This window comes from Achromobacter deleyi (genome assembly GCF_902859705.1).
GTDB lineage: Bacteria > Pseudomonadota > Gammaproteobacteria > Burkholderiales > Burkholderiaceae_B > Achromobacter > Achromobacter deleyi.
In genome coordinates, this window is record NZ_CADIJO010000036.1 from 1 (window position 1) to 13,416 (window position 13,416).

A 13,416-nucleotide genomic window follows, 5' to 3' on the forward strand; every position below is an offset into this window, starting at 1 on the left:
CGTCGGGTATGACGGTATCGATGTGTCGGCCCTGACCGGCGCTGGCGCTACGACTGGTGTATCCATCGACGTCGCGGCCCTGGGCGGCATGTACGCCAACAGCATCCGGCTCATCGGCACCGAAGCGGGCGTCGGCGTGAACATCGGCGGCAACCTTGCTGCGCTGACCGGCACGCTGACCGTCAGCGCCAATGGCGACGTCAAGATTCTGCCGTCTGGCCGCATGCAGGCTGCCACTGACCTGTCGGTGCAGAGCGGACGCGATATCGTCAACGACGGTACGGTCACGGCGGGCGGCGCGCTGGCGCTCAACGCGCCCGGCTCGGTCATCAACACCGGCGCCGTGTCCTCGGCGGGCAACGCCAGTGTCGTGTCGGGCAAGTTGGACAACCGCGGCACCTTCACGGCCGGCTTGCAGGCCGATGGTTCGATCAGTCCTTTGGGTGCGCTGAGCGTGCAGGTCAATAGCCTGCAGAACGCCGGCACGCTGATGGCCGGCGGCAACGCTACGGTCACGGCCGATGCGCTGGGTCTGTCGGGTGGCAAGTTGGTCGCGGGCGGTGCGTTGACGTTGGACGCCAACGGCACAATCACCAATCGCGCCGGTTCCGTGTACGGCGGTTCGGTGTTGCTGCGCGCATCCAGCCTGGACAACACGGGTGGCAAGCTCACCAGCGGGGCAGGACTGACCGCCAACGTCGCAGGCGCGGTCGACAACACCGCCGGCACCCTGGCCGGCGCTGGCGCGGTGGCCATCGCCGGCCAATCCATCGTCAACGCGGCAGGCGGCGTCGTCTCGGGCGACAGCGTCGCGCTGCGGGGAACGGCCGGCATCAACAACCAAGGCGGTTCCGTCCAAGCCAACGGCACGCTGCGCGTAGAAACGGCCGGCGCCGTGAACAATCAGGGCGGCAAGCTCACCGTCGCCAACACCGGCGCCTTGCAGAACCAGGGCGGCGGCTTGTACGGCGGTTCAATCGACGTTAAAGCCGCGAGCCTGTCCAACACCGACGGCAAGGTCGTCAGCGGCGGGGCGCTGGACGTAAACACCACCGGCAACCTGGACAACACTGGCGGCACCGTTGCCGCCCAAGGGCAAGCCACGCTGAACGCGCAGACCCTGTCCAACACCCGCGGCATCGTCGCCGCCGCCAATCTGACGCTCAAGACGCAAGGCCTGCTGGACAACCGCGCCGGCCTGATCCAGGCCGACAACCTCTTGGCCTTGACGGCCGGCAGCCTGAACAACCGCGACACGCTCGCCAATGGCACCCCTGGTGCGAGCGCAACAACGACCGCCCAAGCAGGCGCTACACCAACCTCGACCAGCGCCTTGGGCGTGATGGGCAAGCAGGTCACGGTCAACGCCAACGCCATCGACAACCAATCCGGCCGCATCGGCGCGGGGCAAGACCTGGGCGTTGCCACCGGCACGCTCGACAACACGTCAGGCAACGTCTCATCCGACGCCAACGCCAAGCTCGCGGCGAATAACCTGATCAACAGCAGCGGTGCGGTGACAGCCGGCAATTCCCTGGAACTGACCACCGGCAACCTGGACAACGACGGCAAGCTCCACGCGGGCCAAGACCTGACGATCACCGCCAACACGCTGACCAACCGCGCCACCGGCGAACTGATCGCGGGGCGCAACACCGAACTGAACATCAGCGCGATGCTGACCAATGCCGGCCTCATCGATGGCGGCTACACCCGCATCACCGCTGGCAGTCTGACCAACACCGGCCGCATTTACGGCGACCGCATCGGCATCCAGACCCCGACGCTCATCAACGACCCCAACGCCGTCATCGCCTCGCGCGGCGACCTGGACCTGGGCGTCGGCACGCTCGCCAACCGTGAACACGCCTTGATCTATGCCGGCGCAGACCTGCGCATAGGCGGCGCCCTGGATGCCACGGGCAAGGCGATCGGGCAGGCGCAATCGCTGTCCAACGAATCGGCCACTATCGAAGCCGAACGCAACGCCGACATCGCGGCGGCCAGCATCCAGAACCTGAACCCGCACTACGCCAGCGAAGTGGTCGAAACCGCGCGCGGCCCCAAGCTGTACTACCGCCTGGAAAACGCCACCGAGCTGATGGATGGCGACAAGCTGTGGCTCTGCGACGGCGTCACCACCCTGTGCGGCAAAGACCCCGAAACGTTCCTGGACAACGATTCTGACCGCCGGCTGCTGCTGCCATCCACGACCTATCCGGAATCGCGCTACGGCCCGCCCTTCGACTATGTACGCGGCAAGAAAGGCAAGGCGGGCTCTACCGCACCCATTCCGCCCGCGTATGCGGCGGGCTATGTGGACTACGACGCCGATGGCAATCCCAGGGACGTACCCGAACGGTTCAACTACGGTGCGGCCGAGCGTGTCTGGCAAGTCTTCGGCATAACCCCCCCAGAGGGCAGTCAACCTACCTGGCGTGAACCGCCCTGGCCGTGCCGCAACCCGACCGAATGCGACGCCGAGCGCTCCCGCCGCGCCGCCTTCGACGCGGCTTACGCGGCCTACAAGGCGCCCTTTCTGGAACTGGACCGCCGTATCCGCGCGTTCAACGCAGACTTCGACAGCCGCATGGTAGAGAACTTCTTCTACTACAAGGTCGACGAAGTCGTCTCCGAAAGCCGCACGGTATCCACAGACCCGGCCCGGATCATTGCCGGCGGCAACGCCCGCTTCACGGGCGCCGTCACCAACGACAAGAGCCGCATCATCGCCGGCGCCACGCTGTCGGTAGACGGCCCGTCAGTCAACAACATCGGGGCCGAAGGCGAACGCCGCATTGCGCGCAAAGGCATCGAGGTACGCACCATCGTCAAAGGCGGCGGCCGCAAGGAAAGCCGAACTCCCTACGAAGACGTCGTGGCCGCCGAACGCTTCGAGCTGGCTGTGGCCAGCGCCACCGGCAACACCGCGCCACCGGCCACCGGCAACGCAAGGCCCGACGCCAGCGGCATCACCAACCCCTTGGCGCCGGCCCAATTGATTGAATTTTCCACGCCCGGCAAGTTCGTCATCCGCGTGCCCACGCTGGCGCCCGTCCTGCCGACCAACGCGCTGTACCGCGTGATGTCGGCCCCGGACGCACCCACCCTGATCGCCACCGACCGCCAGTTCCTCGGCTCGCGCACCATCACGTCCAGCGACACCCTGCTGCGCCAACTCAACCAGAACAGCAGCTACCTCCTCAAGCGCCTGGGCGATGGCTTCTATGAGCAGAAGCTGGTGGCCGAGCAGATCATGCTGGCCAGCGGCCAGCGCTTCGTAGGCGACTACACCGACAACGAAACCCAGTACAAGGCGCTGCTTGCCGCGGGCGCCGACTTTGCCGGCAACTTCGGCCTGACCATCGGCACCGCCTTGACACAAGACCAGATGCGCCACCTGACCGGCGACATCGTCTGGCTGGTCGAGCAGACCGTCACGCTGCCCGATGGCACGCAACAGAAGGTGCTGGCCCCGCAGGTCTACCTGGCCGTCAAACCGGGCGATCTGCGCGGCGACGGCACGCTCATCGCGGGCCGTGCAACGCAGATCAACACCACGGGCGACCTCAACAACAGCGGCACCCTGGGCGCGCGCAACGCCCTGGTCGTCAACGCGCAGAACGTGCGCAACAGCATCGGTTCGGTCCAGGCCAAGACCGTCAACCTGACGGCCCGCAACGACATCGACAATCTGGCCGGGCTGCTCAAGGGCGAATCGGTCGCGCTGAACGCCGGCCGAGACATCAACCTGATGTCCAGCACGCAGACCAACGCCAACGGCGGGGTGAGCAGTACGCGTATCGATGGCGTGGCGCGGATTGATGCGGGAACCTTGAACGTCCAGGCGGGCCGGGACTTCAACGCGCAGGCCGCGGCTATCAGCGCGACGGGCGATGCCGAAATTCAAGCCCGCCGTGACATAAATCTGACGACGTTCGAAGAGCGTTATGCAGAGTCGTACCAGTACGGTAAGAAGAACCGAGCCGACATGCGGTCAGCGACCGAGATCGGCACCCAGATTGCGGTGGGCGGCAACCTGACTATGCTCGCCGGGCAGGATGTCAACGCGCGGGCGGCCCAGGTGTCTTCAATGCAGCAACTGGGCGTCGGGGCGGGACGAGACATCAACGTGTTGGCGGGCGACTCCAGCGCCTATACCTATAACGAAACGTACGACCGGAAGAAGGGATTCCTGTCGACCAAGACCAGCCATCGGCTTCGCGAAACGGAGTTGACCCAGGCTGTCGGCGCGACCTTCGGCGGCGACACGGTGGCTATGCTGGCCGGGCGCAACATGACGGTGGTTGGCTCGAACATTGTGGGCGACCATGATGTGCAGATAGGCGTCGGCCGCGATTTGCTGGTCCTGGCCAAGGAGGGGTCCTACAAGGACTACCAGTACGAGAAGGTCAAGAAGTCGGGTCTGGGCGGTGGCGGTGGCTTCAACCTGGGCTACCAAAAGCAAGAACGCACGGACTGGAACCGCGGTGCCAGCGGCGGCTATTCGGCCAGCACGATCGGCAGTGCAGGTGGCAATCTTTTTATCGATGCCGGTAGAGATGTCGGCGTCATGGGCAGCAATCTGTTGGCCCAGGACGGCAACATCTCCATTGCCGGCCGCAACGTTGCCATCATCGCCGGTGTCGGCGAGGCCCGGCAGCACGAGTACCACGAGTTCAAACAATCCGGTCTGACTATCGGCGTCGCCGGAGGCATTCTGGGTGCCGCGCAGCAGATACAGGGCACGTTGCAACAGGCCGACGAAGCCAAGAGCGGGCGCCTTGCCGCAGTCAAGGTCGGGCAGGCAGCGTATCAGGCGGTGCAAGCCAAGCGGACGATGGACACGGCCAAAGGGGCGAAGGCCACCGCAGCTGAAAAAGAGGCCGCCAGCGCCCAGATCCAGATCAGCATCGGCGCCAACAAATCCGTCAGCGAAACCAAACGCACGCAAGAGACGGCATTTGGCTCGTCGATCATGGCGGGCGGCAGTGTCTCCATTGTCGCGCTGGGGGAAAAGGGCGTAGCCGGCACGGGCAACCTGTCCATCATCGGCAGTGACCTGGCCGGCAAGAACGTATTGCTGGCGGCGACCAACGACCTGATGCTGCAAAGCCAGGTGCTGACGTCCACCGAAGTCTCCACCAACAAAAGCAGTGGCTGGAAGCTTGGCGTGGGTATCGGTGTATCCGACAGCGGCAGCGGTGGCGGCATCAATATCTTTGCCAGCGGCTACGTCGGTAGCGGTAGCGGCAAGGGTAACGGCACGACCTATCGCGAAACCCAGGTCAGTGCGCGCGACAACCTGACGCTGATCTCGGGCGGCAACACCATTCTTGAAGGTGCCCAGGCGCGCGCGGACAGCATCCGTGCGGACATCGGCCGCAACCTGATCCTGGTCAGCCAGCAAGATTCGGATCGCTACGACGCCAAGCAACAGCAGGCCAATGCAGGCGGCAGCTTCAGCTTCGGTTCGATGACAGGCAACGCCTATCTCGGCGCCAGCGTGGGCAAGACCAAGTCCAACTACGACAGCGTCGTGGAACAGACGGGGCTGTTCGCCGGCAAGGGCGGCTATGACATCTACGTCGGCAAGCATACGCAGCTGACGGGCGCCGTCATCGCCAGCGACGCCGAGGCGACCAAGAACTGGCTGTCCACGGAAACGCTTGGCTTCAGCAACCTGCACAACCAGGCCGCCTACAAGTCGACCACGGTGGGCATCAGCCTGGGCATGTCCGGTGCGCTTGATAAGCCAAACAAGGGCGATGCCCTGGGTGCAGGCCCGTCGGGTCTGAGTTTCGCCAGCACCAGCGACAGCGACTCCGGCACGACCCGTGCGGCGGTATCGGCCGGAACGATTGAGGTTCGGTCTGACAAAAACACGGGTCGAGACAGCACGGCGGGGCTGAGTCGGGATACAGCCGATGCGAACGGCAGCATCGGCAAGATCTTCGATAAGGACAAGGTCCGCGAGCAGATCGAATTCCAGCAGGCGTTTGGCCAGCTAGGGATGCAGATTGCGGGCGATGTGGCAGACAAGCTGAAGAAGGACGATCCCGGCACGTGGGGCGAGCATGGCGTCGGCCGTCTAGCTCTACATACGGCGGTCGCCGGTATTGGCGCTGCCCTGGGCGGCGGCAATGTGGCGGGCGCGATGGCAGGCACCGTAGCCGGAGACCTCGCCGCCAGCGTAATGCGTGACCAGGTTGATCGGGCCGTCGCGGGCTTGCCGGCAGAAATGCGCGATCAGGTGGCCAAAGTCATTTTGAACGTGGTCGCCAGCACGGCAGGCGGTATGGCGGGAGGGTTGAGTGGTGCGGGTGGTGCGGCAGCGTCGGATATGTACAACCGGCAATTGCATCCTGATGAAGGCATATGGATCAAGAAAAATGCCAGCCGCTACGCGCAGGCGCAAGGGATCTCGCTGGCCCAGGCCGAGGCCGAACTGACCGGGCAAGCCGAGCGACAGACAGATTCCGCTGCCGCTGGTCGCTACATCGAAAATCAAAATGCCCGCGCGTTTCTATCTCAGATGACCGGCTCACAGGGTACGGGTTTCATCTACTTCGACGGGAAAGCGGACGGAACCTACGACAGCCACGTTTTGTTCGCTGGTGGCTTGAAAGACAGTGCCACGCTGGCTGAACTGTATGACCAAGCCTGGCGCCATTATCAGACGAACGAGAAAGACCGCACCAACCTCAGTGGATCAAACCAGGCTCTGAGCGATGCGGCCAGGGACATTGAAAACTTTCTAAATCATCCGTTGGATGCTGCCAAAGTTGTCCAAGCCTTGAAAGATGAGGTCGCGAAAGCAGAGGCTGCGCAGAACCATGCGTTGGTCCGAACGCTGGAAAGCAAGCTGGCCGAAATTCAGCTTATTGAAAACGGCGGCTATTACTTTCCTCGAGAAGACTTTACGCCAGCAGAAAGGGCAGCGATGGGGGCGTTGCTCGGCAGTCTGGAAGGCAAGCTATCGCGGGCACAGATTCAAAAGTCGGTGGCGCGAGCGAAGATTGAAACGGTTTCGGGCGTAAAAACCCCTTCAACGCCACGGTTGCCGGACTCTTCCGAGACTAGCGCGCCGAAGGTGATCAGGAATGCCGAGGTTCTGGTCAACGGGAAAGTTGCGCTGCGGCAGAATCCGGCTACGGGGGAGTATGAGGCTGTTGGTCCCAAGGTGCTCGGGCACAGTGAAAGAAAGGTTGCGGCAGAGGCACCGAAATTAAGGAACCTTTATCCTAATGATCCTGTAATGCCCGGCCCACGTTACGAACTGGTGTTAACTGAATCTGGTGCGTATAAATATCGAACTTCATCTGGCGAGTTGCGTACTCCAGCCGGCCGGTTTGATTTTATAAAGAAAAACGATCGGATATATATTGCACCCCCTAGGGGCGATGGTTTTTCGGGGCATTTGTCTCTATCAAAAGGCACTGATGTAGACTATTCAGGGCAGGTGGATTTTTCGCACAAAGGTATTTTAAAGAGATGGGATAATAAGTCCGGTCATTATGAGCCGCCTGTGTCTTCAGCCTTCTCGGTAGGGTTTCCGACTGATATTTTTTTTGAAAGAGATTGAGGTTTGAATGGAGTCTAAATCGAGTCTTGAAGATGTTAATGGCCTGTTGTCCGATCTTTTGAGGCGCAGGGAAAGCGTAAAAGAAAGTAAGCTGTGCAAGATTTTAAGGGGGCTTTCACCCGATGAGAAATTTCTTGTTATCGAAAAGCTGAGTGAGGGAAATGTCCGTATGGCAGCTTCAGTTGCTGCTAGGATTAATTTTCCTGAATGGTTGTTGTCTGATTTGTTTGTCAATGTGCTGAAAAGAGGGGGAAGCAATGAAATAAAACAATACGTTGCGCACTTGTTTGTTCATAGAATGGCTGCAAATAAGATGTTGGGTGTTTTAAAAAAAAATAAAGGGTGTTATTCAAAAAGTGTGCGCTTTGCTGCTTACTATTTGAGTAAAAGTGGATCGATTTCAGAAAAAAGTAGGGCGAAATTTTTAGATATTTTCGACAGCGTAAAAAATGACGAATAGTCAAAAACAATGCTTGAATAATTTCTTATTTGTAAGTTAGGTGCGCTCTTGATGCCAAGGAAGAAATAAGGTGTCAGACTCTGAGGTTTCCCCACGAATTCATTCGCTCTCTCCAACGGGTCCAGCAGCTTCCAACGGTGTTTGCAGGAGTCCCAGCACCGACATTTCAGTCAGGACCAGTACCCGTTCTGCATAAACCATGGCTCCTAGCGTAAGCAACGAGATAGTCCGCCGATCTTTGCGATTGTTGGACTCATAAGCCGGCCTCAGTTTCCGGCTTTCGGCCAGCTTGCCCACCAGCCACAGCAGGAACGTGGCCAACGCGTGGATCAACAACAAGATCTGCAGACGGGCAGCGCCCGCGCTTTGGCTGTCCTCGAAGGAGAACCCGAACTGATGGGATTTCAAACTTCGGAAGGTGCACTCGATGCTCATGCGCTTGCGATAGACCTCAACAATTTCATGCGCGTTCGCCTCGGTCAGCGACGGCGAGGCGCACAGCAACCACGGTTCGCTTTCCCGCCTGGCGCAGACTTCGCTGTGGCTGCTGCGCTTGCGTTGCTTGAACTGAGTCAGTGCCTGACGCTGCTGCGGCGGCTTTCGATACAACACCAGTCGAGCTTGCACGGGACAGGAACGGATCATTTCTTGTTCGCCCAAATCGCTCGGCCGAGCGTTGGCGCGGGCGTAATCGGCCGTGCAGCGCCGCCACGGATCGTCCCCAGATCTAAGAAACGTGCGTCCACGGATACGTCCTACCCAGTACCAACCCAGCTGATTCAGATAGGTGAACCAAGGGCCGCGGAATCCCGCATCGGTCACGACGATTGGCCGCAAGCCCTGTGGCAGCAACGACTTGAGCTGGGTCAGGAACGACCGTTCAACGCTTGGCGAGTTCTGATCGCGCAGCGGATGGACGCTCTCGTAGATAGGCACCGCAGCGCCGCGTATCCATAGTGCCGCACGCAATACCAACCAGCTCCTGTCAGCCTTTAAATCAGACCAATCCACCAGGATCACGGGGCGCTTGTCCTGGACCATGAACTGCCGGCACAGCAATTGATAGAACAGGGGACGCTCGTTATGCAGATGGCGATTACCCAGAAGCCTGTCCACACGCTTGATCCGATGCCGTATTGCTTGACCCGTCGGCAGACCACGCGCCAAGCCACTGAGCGTCAAACGCCGCGTCGTCATCGCACTTCGCACTGTGCTTATCAAGGCGCGGAGCCGGTTCAAATGTAGGCTGGGGATCGAATCCTGGAGCAGTTTCTGCAATACTCCCACTGCGTGCATGGCCTGTCTTCCTTCAAACGGTTTGGTCGCTTGATGAAGGGTATAGGACTGGCGCCATGCACGCCCTGATCACCTGCCCGCGAATCGTTTGACTTCGCCCCACACCTCAAACCTCTGATTTGAAATAGGTTTCCCTGGAAATTCGTGGGGAAACCTCAGTGTCAGACTACGTTTTTGGCCTGAATAGGTGATTTAAAAACGTAGTCTGACACCTTATTTTACTCGTGGTGTTTGCGGCGGTGAAGGGATTGTCTCCGCTGGATAGTGATGGGGGCGGGGGCGGTCGCAGGCCGAATGGGGCCGCGGGCGCGGAGAACGGCGCGCTTTATCCGAAATTGAAAGAGCAGCTACAACAGCAAAATTTGAGGAATATTGCTTCTCAAGATCCGAGATTGGCCGCGGCCATCAAAGGGAGTGGAAATGCTAATCCAAACTTTTCTGTAGGAAAAGGAACGCGCTTGGAAGCAGAATATTTGGGAAAAATCTGGGTTGGTGATGGGGCGCATCCGTTAAAAGGTGTTCCCGGTGGATATATAAGCGCCGACGGCTCTAGAGTTTACAGGCCGCCGACAGCTAAGCCAAACACTCCCGCTCAATATAATCCGACAGGGGTTCAAGCAAATTTTCAATTGCGAGATCCAAAAACTGGAGCTTCTATTTCAAATGGGCATTTGATCGTTAAATGAAAAAACTAATTCTGAAGTACATTGGGTTTGGCAATGAATGCTTGGATTCTTTTGTTCCAGATAATCCAAAAGATTTTTGTTTGTGGCTGGACCTCTCAATAGGATTTCTGGGTGAGGACGGTGGAAATCTCTTTCAAGTGGGTATTTGCACTCCAATTTGGCTTGCACATCAAGTGGCCATTCAGCAGATAGTGGTTCCGCGAAATCTGTTGGTTGTTGATGAATTTTGTTTTGATTTGATCAAGAAAAAAATAGAGGAAATCATAAGTCAGTCTACTCGAGATAGTGGCGCCGATAGTATGGCAGCGCTCAGTAGGTACTTCTCGTGGGAGTTTGAAATATAAAAATAAGACGTCGGCTTGCCCATCAGGCGTTTAGCTGTAGTCAATGGTGAGCGTGGTTTTAGTACGCCGAAGCACATATGAGAGCGCTTTCTAAAAATAAGGTGCCAGGCTTATGTCTTTTGAAACTGGAATGAAAAAAGACGAAATTTTTGATAGCGTTATAGATAGTTCTAGAGGGCTGTCTATGGCTGCGATTTGGCAGCATTTGGGAGTGGCGGTTGGCGGACCAACAGTACCTTACGAAGTGCGAGTTACTTATTTCTTTGAGATTCTGGATAAGCTCCTGCGAGAGGGGCTAATAAAATTCGCGCGTAATGATGTGTGCCTATCTGGGGATATTAATAGTCAAATTGAAGAGATTCGTCAGGCATTGCCTTGCAATCCCGATGAGGATGATCTGGACGGTTTTGGGTGTTGGTTCTTAATTTCTGCCCCTGCTGGTGTCGTCTGGATATTTGAAAATGGTTTCGAGCAATGGACATAGGTGGTGAAAATTGACAGAAGATAAGGTGTAAGACTACGTTTTAGGCCTGAAGATGGCCCTGTGAAAACGTAGTCTTACACCTTATTTTTCTGAAAATGGGTCGGCTGCAATAATCAGGCCAAGATGAAAATGATGCAAGAAAGAATGCTGAATATCGAACAGGCATATCGTGCAATGTTCTATTTTCTAGAGAGAGAATATGAAAGAACAGGAGCAGACGAGACCGGTGGTTTACTTAGTTCTCTTTCTTGGGAGATAACCCAAGGTAATGGGCCTGGAGATCCCGGGGCTTGGGAGGATTGGCGATGGGCAGTAGAAAAGGCGCTGTTAGTCATTGATAATGCTTCTCCAAAATGAAAGGGGATGGCGCCGCTATACTGATCGAAGGCGTGATGCAGCGCCTAAGTCAATTTGACGACTCGTGGTCGCTTGAAGACATTGATGAGATAACGTCCTGGCTTGCAAGGGCAGCAGAGAATGATTTCAAAAAAGCCACCCAGTTTTTAAGAGATGATTGGCCTGCACGACGCAAGATATTGAAAAAGCGACTTGGACGGGCGGCTGAAAATTAGCCGATTGGAAAGATGATGAAGAAATTGCCATTCCACGACGCAGAGCTTCTTGCCGTTGAACACATAAAATCCACCGAAACACTGATCCTGACGTTTTAGTTCGGGGGCAATGAGATCGAGCGCGTCACGTTGGGCCGGGTCCAGTCATTTCGCATGACCGACTTCATCGGGCAGAACGTTGTCTCCCGGGTCCTGGACTCGAAAATCGACAGAATGTCAGACAGCGCCATCATTGCAAGACTGCGCTGGCTATATCAGCTGTCAGATGGAACGCTGCGAGTGGATGACAACGCCATAGAGAAATCCAGGGCCGAGGTGATCGCGGGAACATTGCGATTGTTCTGCATCGAACCTTCCTGGGGTGCAGAGTTGGTGTGCCTGTATGAAATAAGGTGTCAGACTACGTTTTTGGCCTGAAGAGGTGATTTAAAAACGTAGTCTGAAACCTTATTTTATTGAGCGAAGGTTTATCCAGCATTTTCTGTGCCGCAGATATGTACTACCCAGCGGAATTGCGGGAAGAACCTGAGTTTGATGAACACCAGCTTCGCACTGAAGTCGCAAGATGGGTGCAGAAGGTGTGTGGCCTAGAATAGGGGCCACTCCGTCGCACCCCCGGCATGTCGCCGGCAGACGATCCCGATTCCGCCAGGAGCCCGCCGTATGACCGCCATTCCCGCTGCCCCGACCGCCGGCGCAGCGCTGCCCGCCGTGACCGCGCGGGTGGACGTCATTTCCATTCAATCCCAGGTCGTGTACGGCTATGTCGGCAACAACGCCGCCATGCCGGTGTTTCGCCAGGCGGGGCTGCGAGCCATTGCCGTGCCCACGGTCATCCTCAGCAACACGCCGCACTATCCCACCCTGCACGGCGGCGCCGTGCCGCTGGATTGGTTTCAGGGCCTGCTCAAGGGGCTGGACGAGCGCGGCGTCACGCAGGTGGCGCGCGCCGTGGTCTGCGGTTACCTGGGCCAGCCGGGCCAGGCCGATCTGCTGGCCGAGTGGCTGCCGGCGCTGCGGGCGGCCCGGCCCGATCTGCGGGTGCACATCGACCCGGTCATGGGCGACCGCAATGACGGCCTGTACGTGGATTCCGGCCTGGTGGCGCAGTACCGCAAGAAGCTGGTGCCACACGCCGACGGCATGACGCCCAACCATTTCGAGCTGGAACAGATGGTGGGCCGGCCGCTGTCTTCTATTGACGAGGTGGCGGCGGCCGCGCGCGAATTGATCGCCGAGGGTCCGCAATGGATTGTCGTGACCAGCGCCGCGCCCATGGCGGCCGCGCCCGGCAGCTTGCAATTGGCCGTGGTGACTGACGCCGACTGCATCGTACTGACCCACCCCGAGATCGCTATCCCGCCGTCGGTGCATGGCACGGGCGATGTCTTCATGGCAGCCATCACCGCCCGGCTGCTGGCCGGCGACGCGCTGCAAGAGGCGGCACGGGCGGCCACCGCGGTGGTGACCGACGCGCTGACGCGCACCCGCGAACTGGGCTGGGAAGAGCTGGCGATCGAAGGCTGACGCCCGCGGTCCTGCTCAATATGTCTTGTATGGCAGGAACTTGCCGCTCATCACGATCTGCACCCGGTCGCCCTTGGGGTCGGCTTCGCGCGTCAGGTCCATCTTGAAGTCGATGGCGCTCATGATGCCGTCGCCGAACTCTTCATTGATCAACGCCTTGAAGGTGGTGCCGTAGACGTTGATCAGCTCGTAGAAGCGGTAGATCAGCGGGTCGGTCGGCACGGTCGTGGGCAGGGACCCTTTGTAGGGCACCACCTGCAGCTGCACCACGGCATCGGCCGGCAGGTCCAGCAAGCGGGCCGCGGCCAGGGCCTGTTCTTCGGTCAGCGTCATCTGGCCCAGCAGCGCGGCAGTGGTCCATTCCTTGCTCTGGCCGACGGCCTCGGCAATGGCGGCCCAGGACAGCTTTTTTTCCAGGCGGCGGGTAACGACCAGTTCGGTGACTTCGGCGCGGGACATCAT

At 58.8% G+C, this 13,416-nt stretch carries 12 protein-coding genes; 10 read left to right on the plus strand and 2 right to left on the minus strand.

Annotation, left to right across the window (positions count from 1 at the left end; all coding sequences use genetic code 11):
* Window positions 1-22: 22 nt before the first annotated feature.
* A complete protein-coding gene (locus tag HV798_RS29030; RefSeq protein ID WP_246289280.1) occupies window positions 23-7,585 on the plus strand; it encodes a hemagglutinin repeat-containing protein in 7,563 nt (2,520 codons plus the stop codon).
* A gap of 7 nt (window positions 7,586-7,592) precedes the next feature.
* Complete coding sequence (locus tag HV798_RS29035; protein WP_175196671.1) at window positions 7,593-8,045, plus strand: hypothetical protein; 453 nt, start codon at window positions 7,593-7,595, stop codon at window positions 8,043-8,045.
* 99 nt (window positions 8,046-8,144) lie between these two features.
* Here the strand turns inward: HV798_RS29035 and HV798_RS29040 are convergent, their stop codons facing one another.
* Window positions 8,145-9,341, minus strand: coding sequence for an IS4 family transposase (locus HV798_RS29040; protein WP_175216619.1), 1,197 nt, complete (start codon window positions 9,339-9,341; stop codon window positions 8,145-8,147).
* A gap of 248 nt (window positions 9,342-9,589) precedes the next feature.
* On the opposite strand from HV798_RS29040, the gene HV798_RS29045 reads away from it, so the two are divergent.
* From HV798_RS29045 to pdxK, 8 genes are all read left to right on the plus strand, one after another.
* Window positions 9,590-10,027 carry a hypothetical protein gene (locus tag HV798_RS29045; RefSeq protein ID WP_217481201.1) on the plus strand — a complete coding sequence of 146 codons (438 nt, stop codon included), beginning with the start codon at window positions 9,590-9,592 and terminating at the stop codon, window positions 10,025-10,027.
* Complete coding sequence (locus HV798_RS29050; RefSeq protein ID WP_175196003.1) at window positions 10,024-10,371, plus strand: Imm8 family immunity protein; 348 nt, start codon at window positions 10,024-10,026, stop codon at window positions 10,369-10,371. Before HV798_RS29045 ends, HV798_RS29050 begins: the two co-directional genes overlap by 4 nt.
* 130 nt (window positions 10,372-10,501) lie before the next feature.
* The gene (locus HV798_RS29055; RefSeq protein ID WP_175239579.1) at window positions 10,502-10,855 is read left to right on the plus strand and encodes a DUF596 domain-containing protein; all 354 of its coding nucleotides are present in this window, start codon (window positions 10,502-10,504) and stop codon (window positions 10,853-10,855) included.
* 123 nt (window positions 10,856-10,978) lie between these two features.
* Window positions 10,979-11,212 (plus strand): hypothetical protein, encoded by a 234-nt coding sequence (locus tag HV798_RS29060; protein ID WP_246289281.1) that lies wholly within the window; start codon window positions 10,979-10,981, stop codon window positions 11,210-11,212.
* Window positions 11,209-11,427 (plus strand): hypothetical protein, encoded by a 219-nt coding sequence (locus HV798_RS29065; RefSeq protein ID WP_175196007.1) that lies wholly within the window; start codon window positions 11,209-11,211, stop codon window positions 11,425-11,427. Before HV798_RS29060 ends, HV798_RS29065 begins: the two co-directional genes overlap by 4 nt.
* A gap of 153 nt (window positions 11,428-11,580) precedes the next feature.
* Window positions 11,581-11,844 (plus strand): hypothetical protein, encoded by a 264-nt coding sequence (locus HV798_RS29070; protein WP_175196009.1) that lies wholly within the window; start codon window positions 11,581-11,583, stop codon window positions 11,842-11,844.
* Between the two features lie 38 nt (window positions 11,845-11,882).
* The gene (locus HV798_RS29075; RefSeq protein WP_281360928.1) at window positions 11,883-12,023 is read left to right on the plus strand and encodes a colicin immunity domain-containing protein; all 141 of its coding nucleotides are present in this window, start codon (window positions 11,883-11,885) and stop codon (window positions 12,021-12,023) included.
* A 67-nt stretch (window positions 12,024-12,090) separates the two neighbouring features.
* A complete protein-coding gene (gene pdxK / locus HV798_RS29080; protein WP_175196011.1) occupies window positions 12,091-12,954 on the plus strand; it encodes a pyridoxine/pyridoxal/pyridoxamine kinase in 864 nt (287 codons plus the stop codon).
* 15 nt (window positions 12,955-12,969) lie between these two features.
* On the opposite strand, the gene cynS is transcribed toward pdxK, so the two are convergent.
* A complete protein-coding gene (cynS, locus tag HV798_RS29085; RefSeq protein WP_175196068.1) occupies window positions 12,970-13,413 on the minus strand; it encodes a cyanase in 444 nt (147 codons plus the stop codon).
* Window positions 13,414-13,416 lie beyond the last annotated feature (3 nt).

What these genes read in the sequence shown, in the direction of transcription:
- HV798_RS29065 (WP_175196007.1), top strand. Translation starts at nt 11,209, where the DNA reads ATGAAAGGGGATGGCGCCGCTATACTGATCGAAGGCGTGATGCAGCGC.
- HV798_RS29060 (WP_246289281.1), top strand. Translation starts at nt 10,979, where the DNA reads ATGAAAATGATGCAAGAAAGAATGCTGAATATCGAACAGGCATATCGT.
- HV798_RS29070 (WP_175196009.1), top strand. Translation starts at nt 11,581, where the DNA reads ATGACCGACTTCATCGGGCAGAACGTTGTCTCCCGGGTCCTGGACTCG.
- pdxK (WP_175196011.1), top strand. Translation starts at nt 12,091, where the DNA reads ATGACCGCCATTCCCGCTGCCCCGACCGCCGGCGCAGCGCTGCCCGCC.
- HV798_RS29035 (WP_175196671.1), top strand. Translation starts at nt 7,593, where the DNA reads ATGGAGTCTAAATCGAGTCTTGAAGATGTTAATGGCCTGTTGTCCGAT.
- HV798_RS29040 (WP_175216619.1), bottom strand. Translation starts at nt 9,341, where the DNA reads ATGCACGCAGTGGGAGTATTGCAGAAACTGCTCCAGGATTCGATCCCC.
- HV798_RS29050 (WP_175196003.1), top strand. Translation starts at nt 10,024, where the DNA reads ATGAAAAAACTAATTCTGAAGTACATTGGGTTTGGCAATGAATGCTTG.
- cynS (WP_175196068.1), bottom strand. Translation starts at nt 13,413, where the DNA reads ATGTCCCGCGCCGAAGTCACCGAACTGGTCGTTACCCGCCGCCTGGAA.
- HV798_RS29055 (WP_175239579.1), top strand. Translation starts at nt 10,502, where the DNA reads ATGAAAAAAGACGAAATTTTTGATAGCGTTATAGATAGTTCTAGAGGG.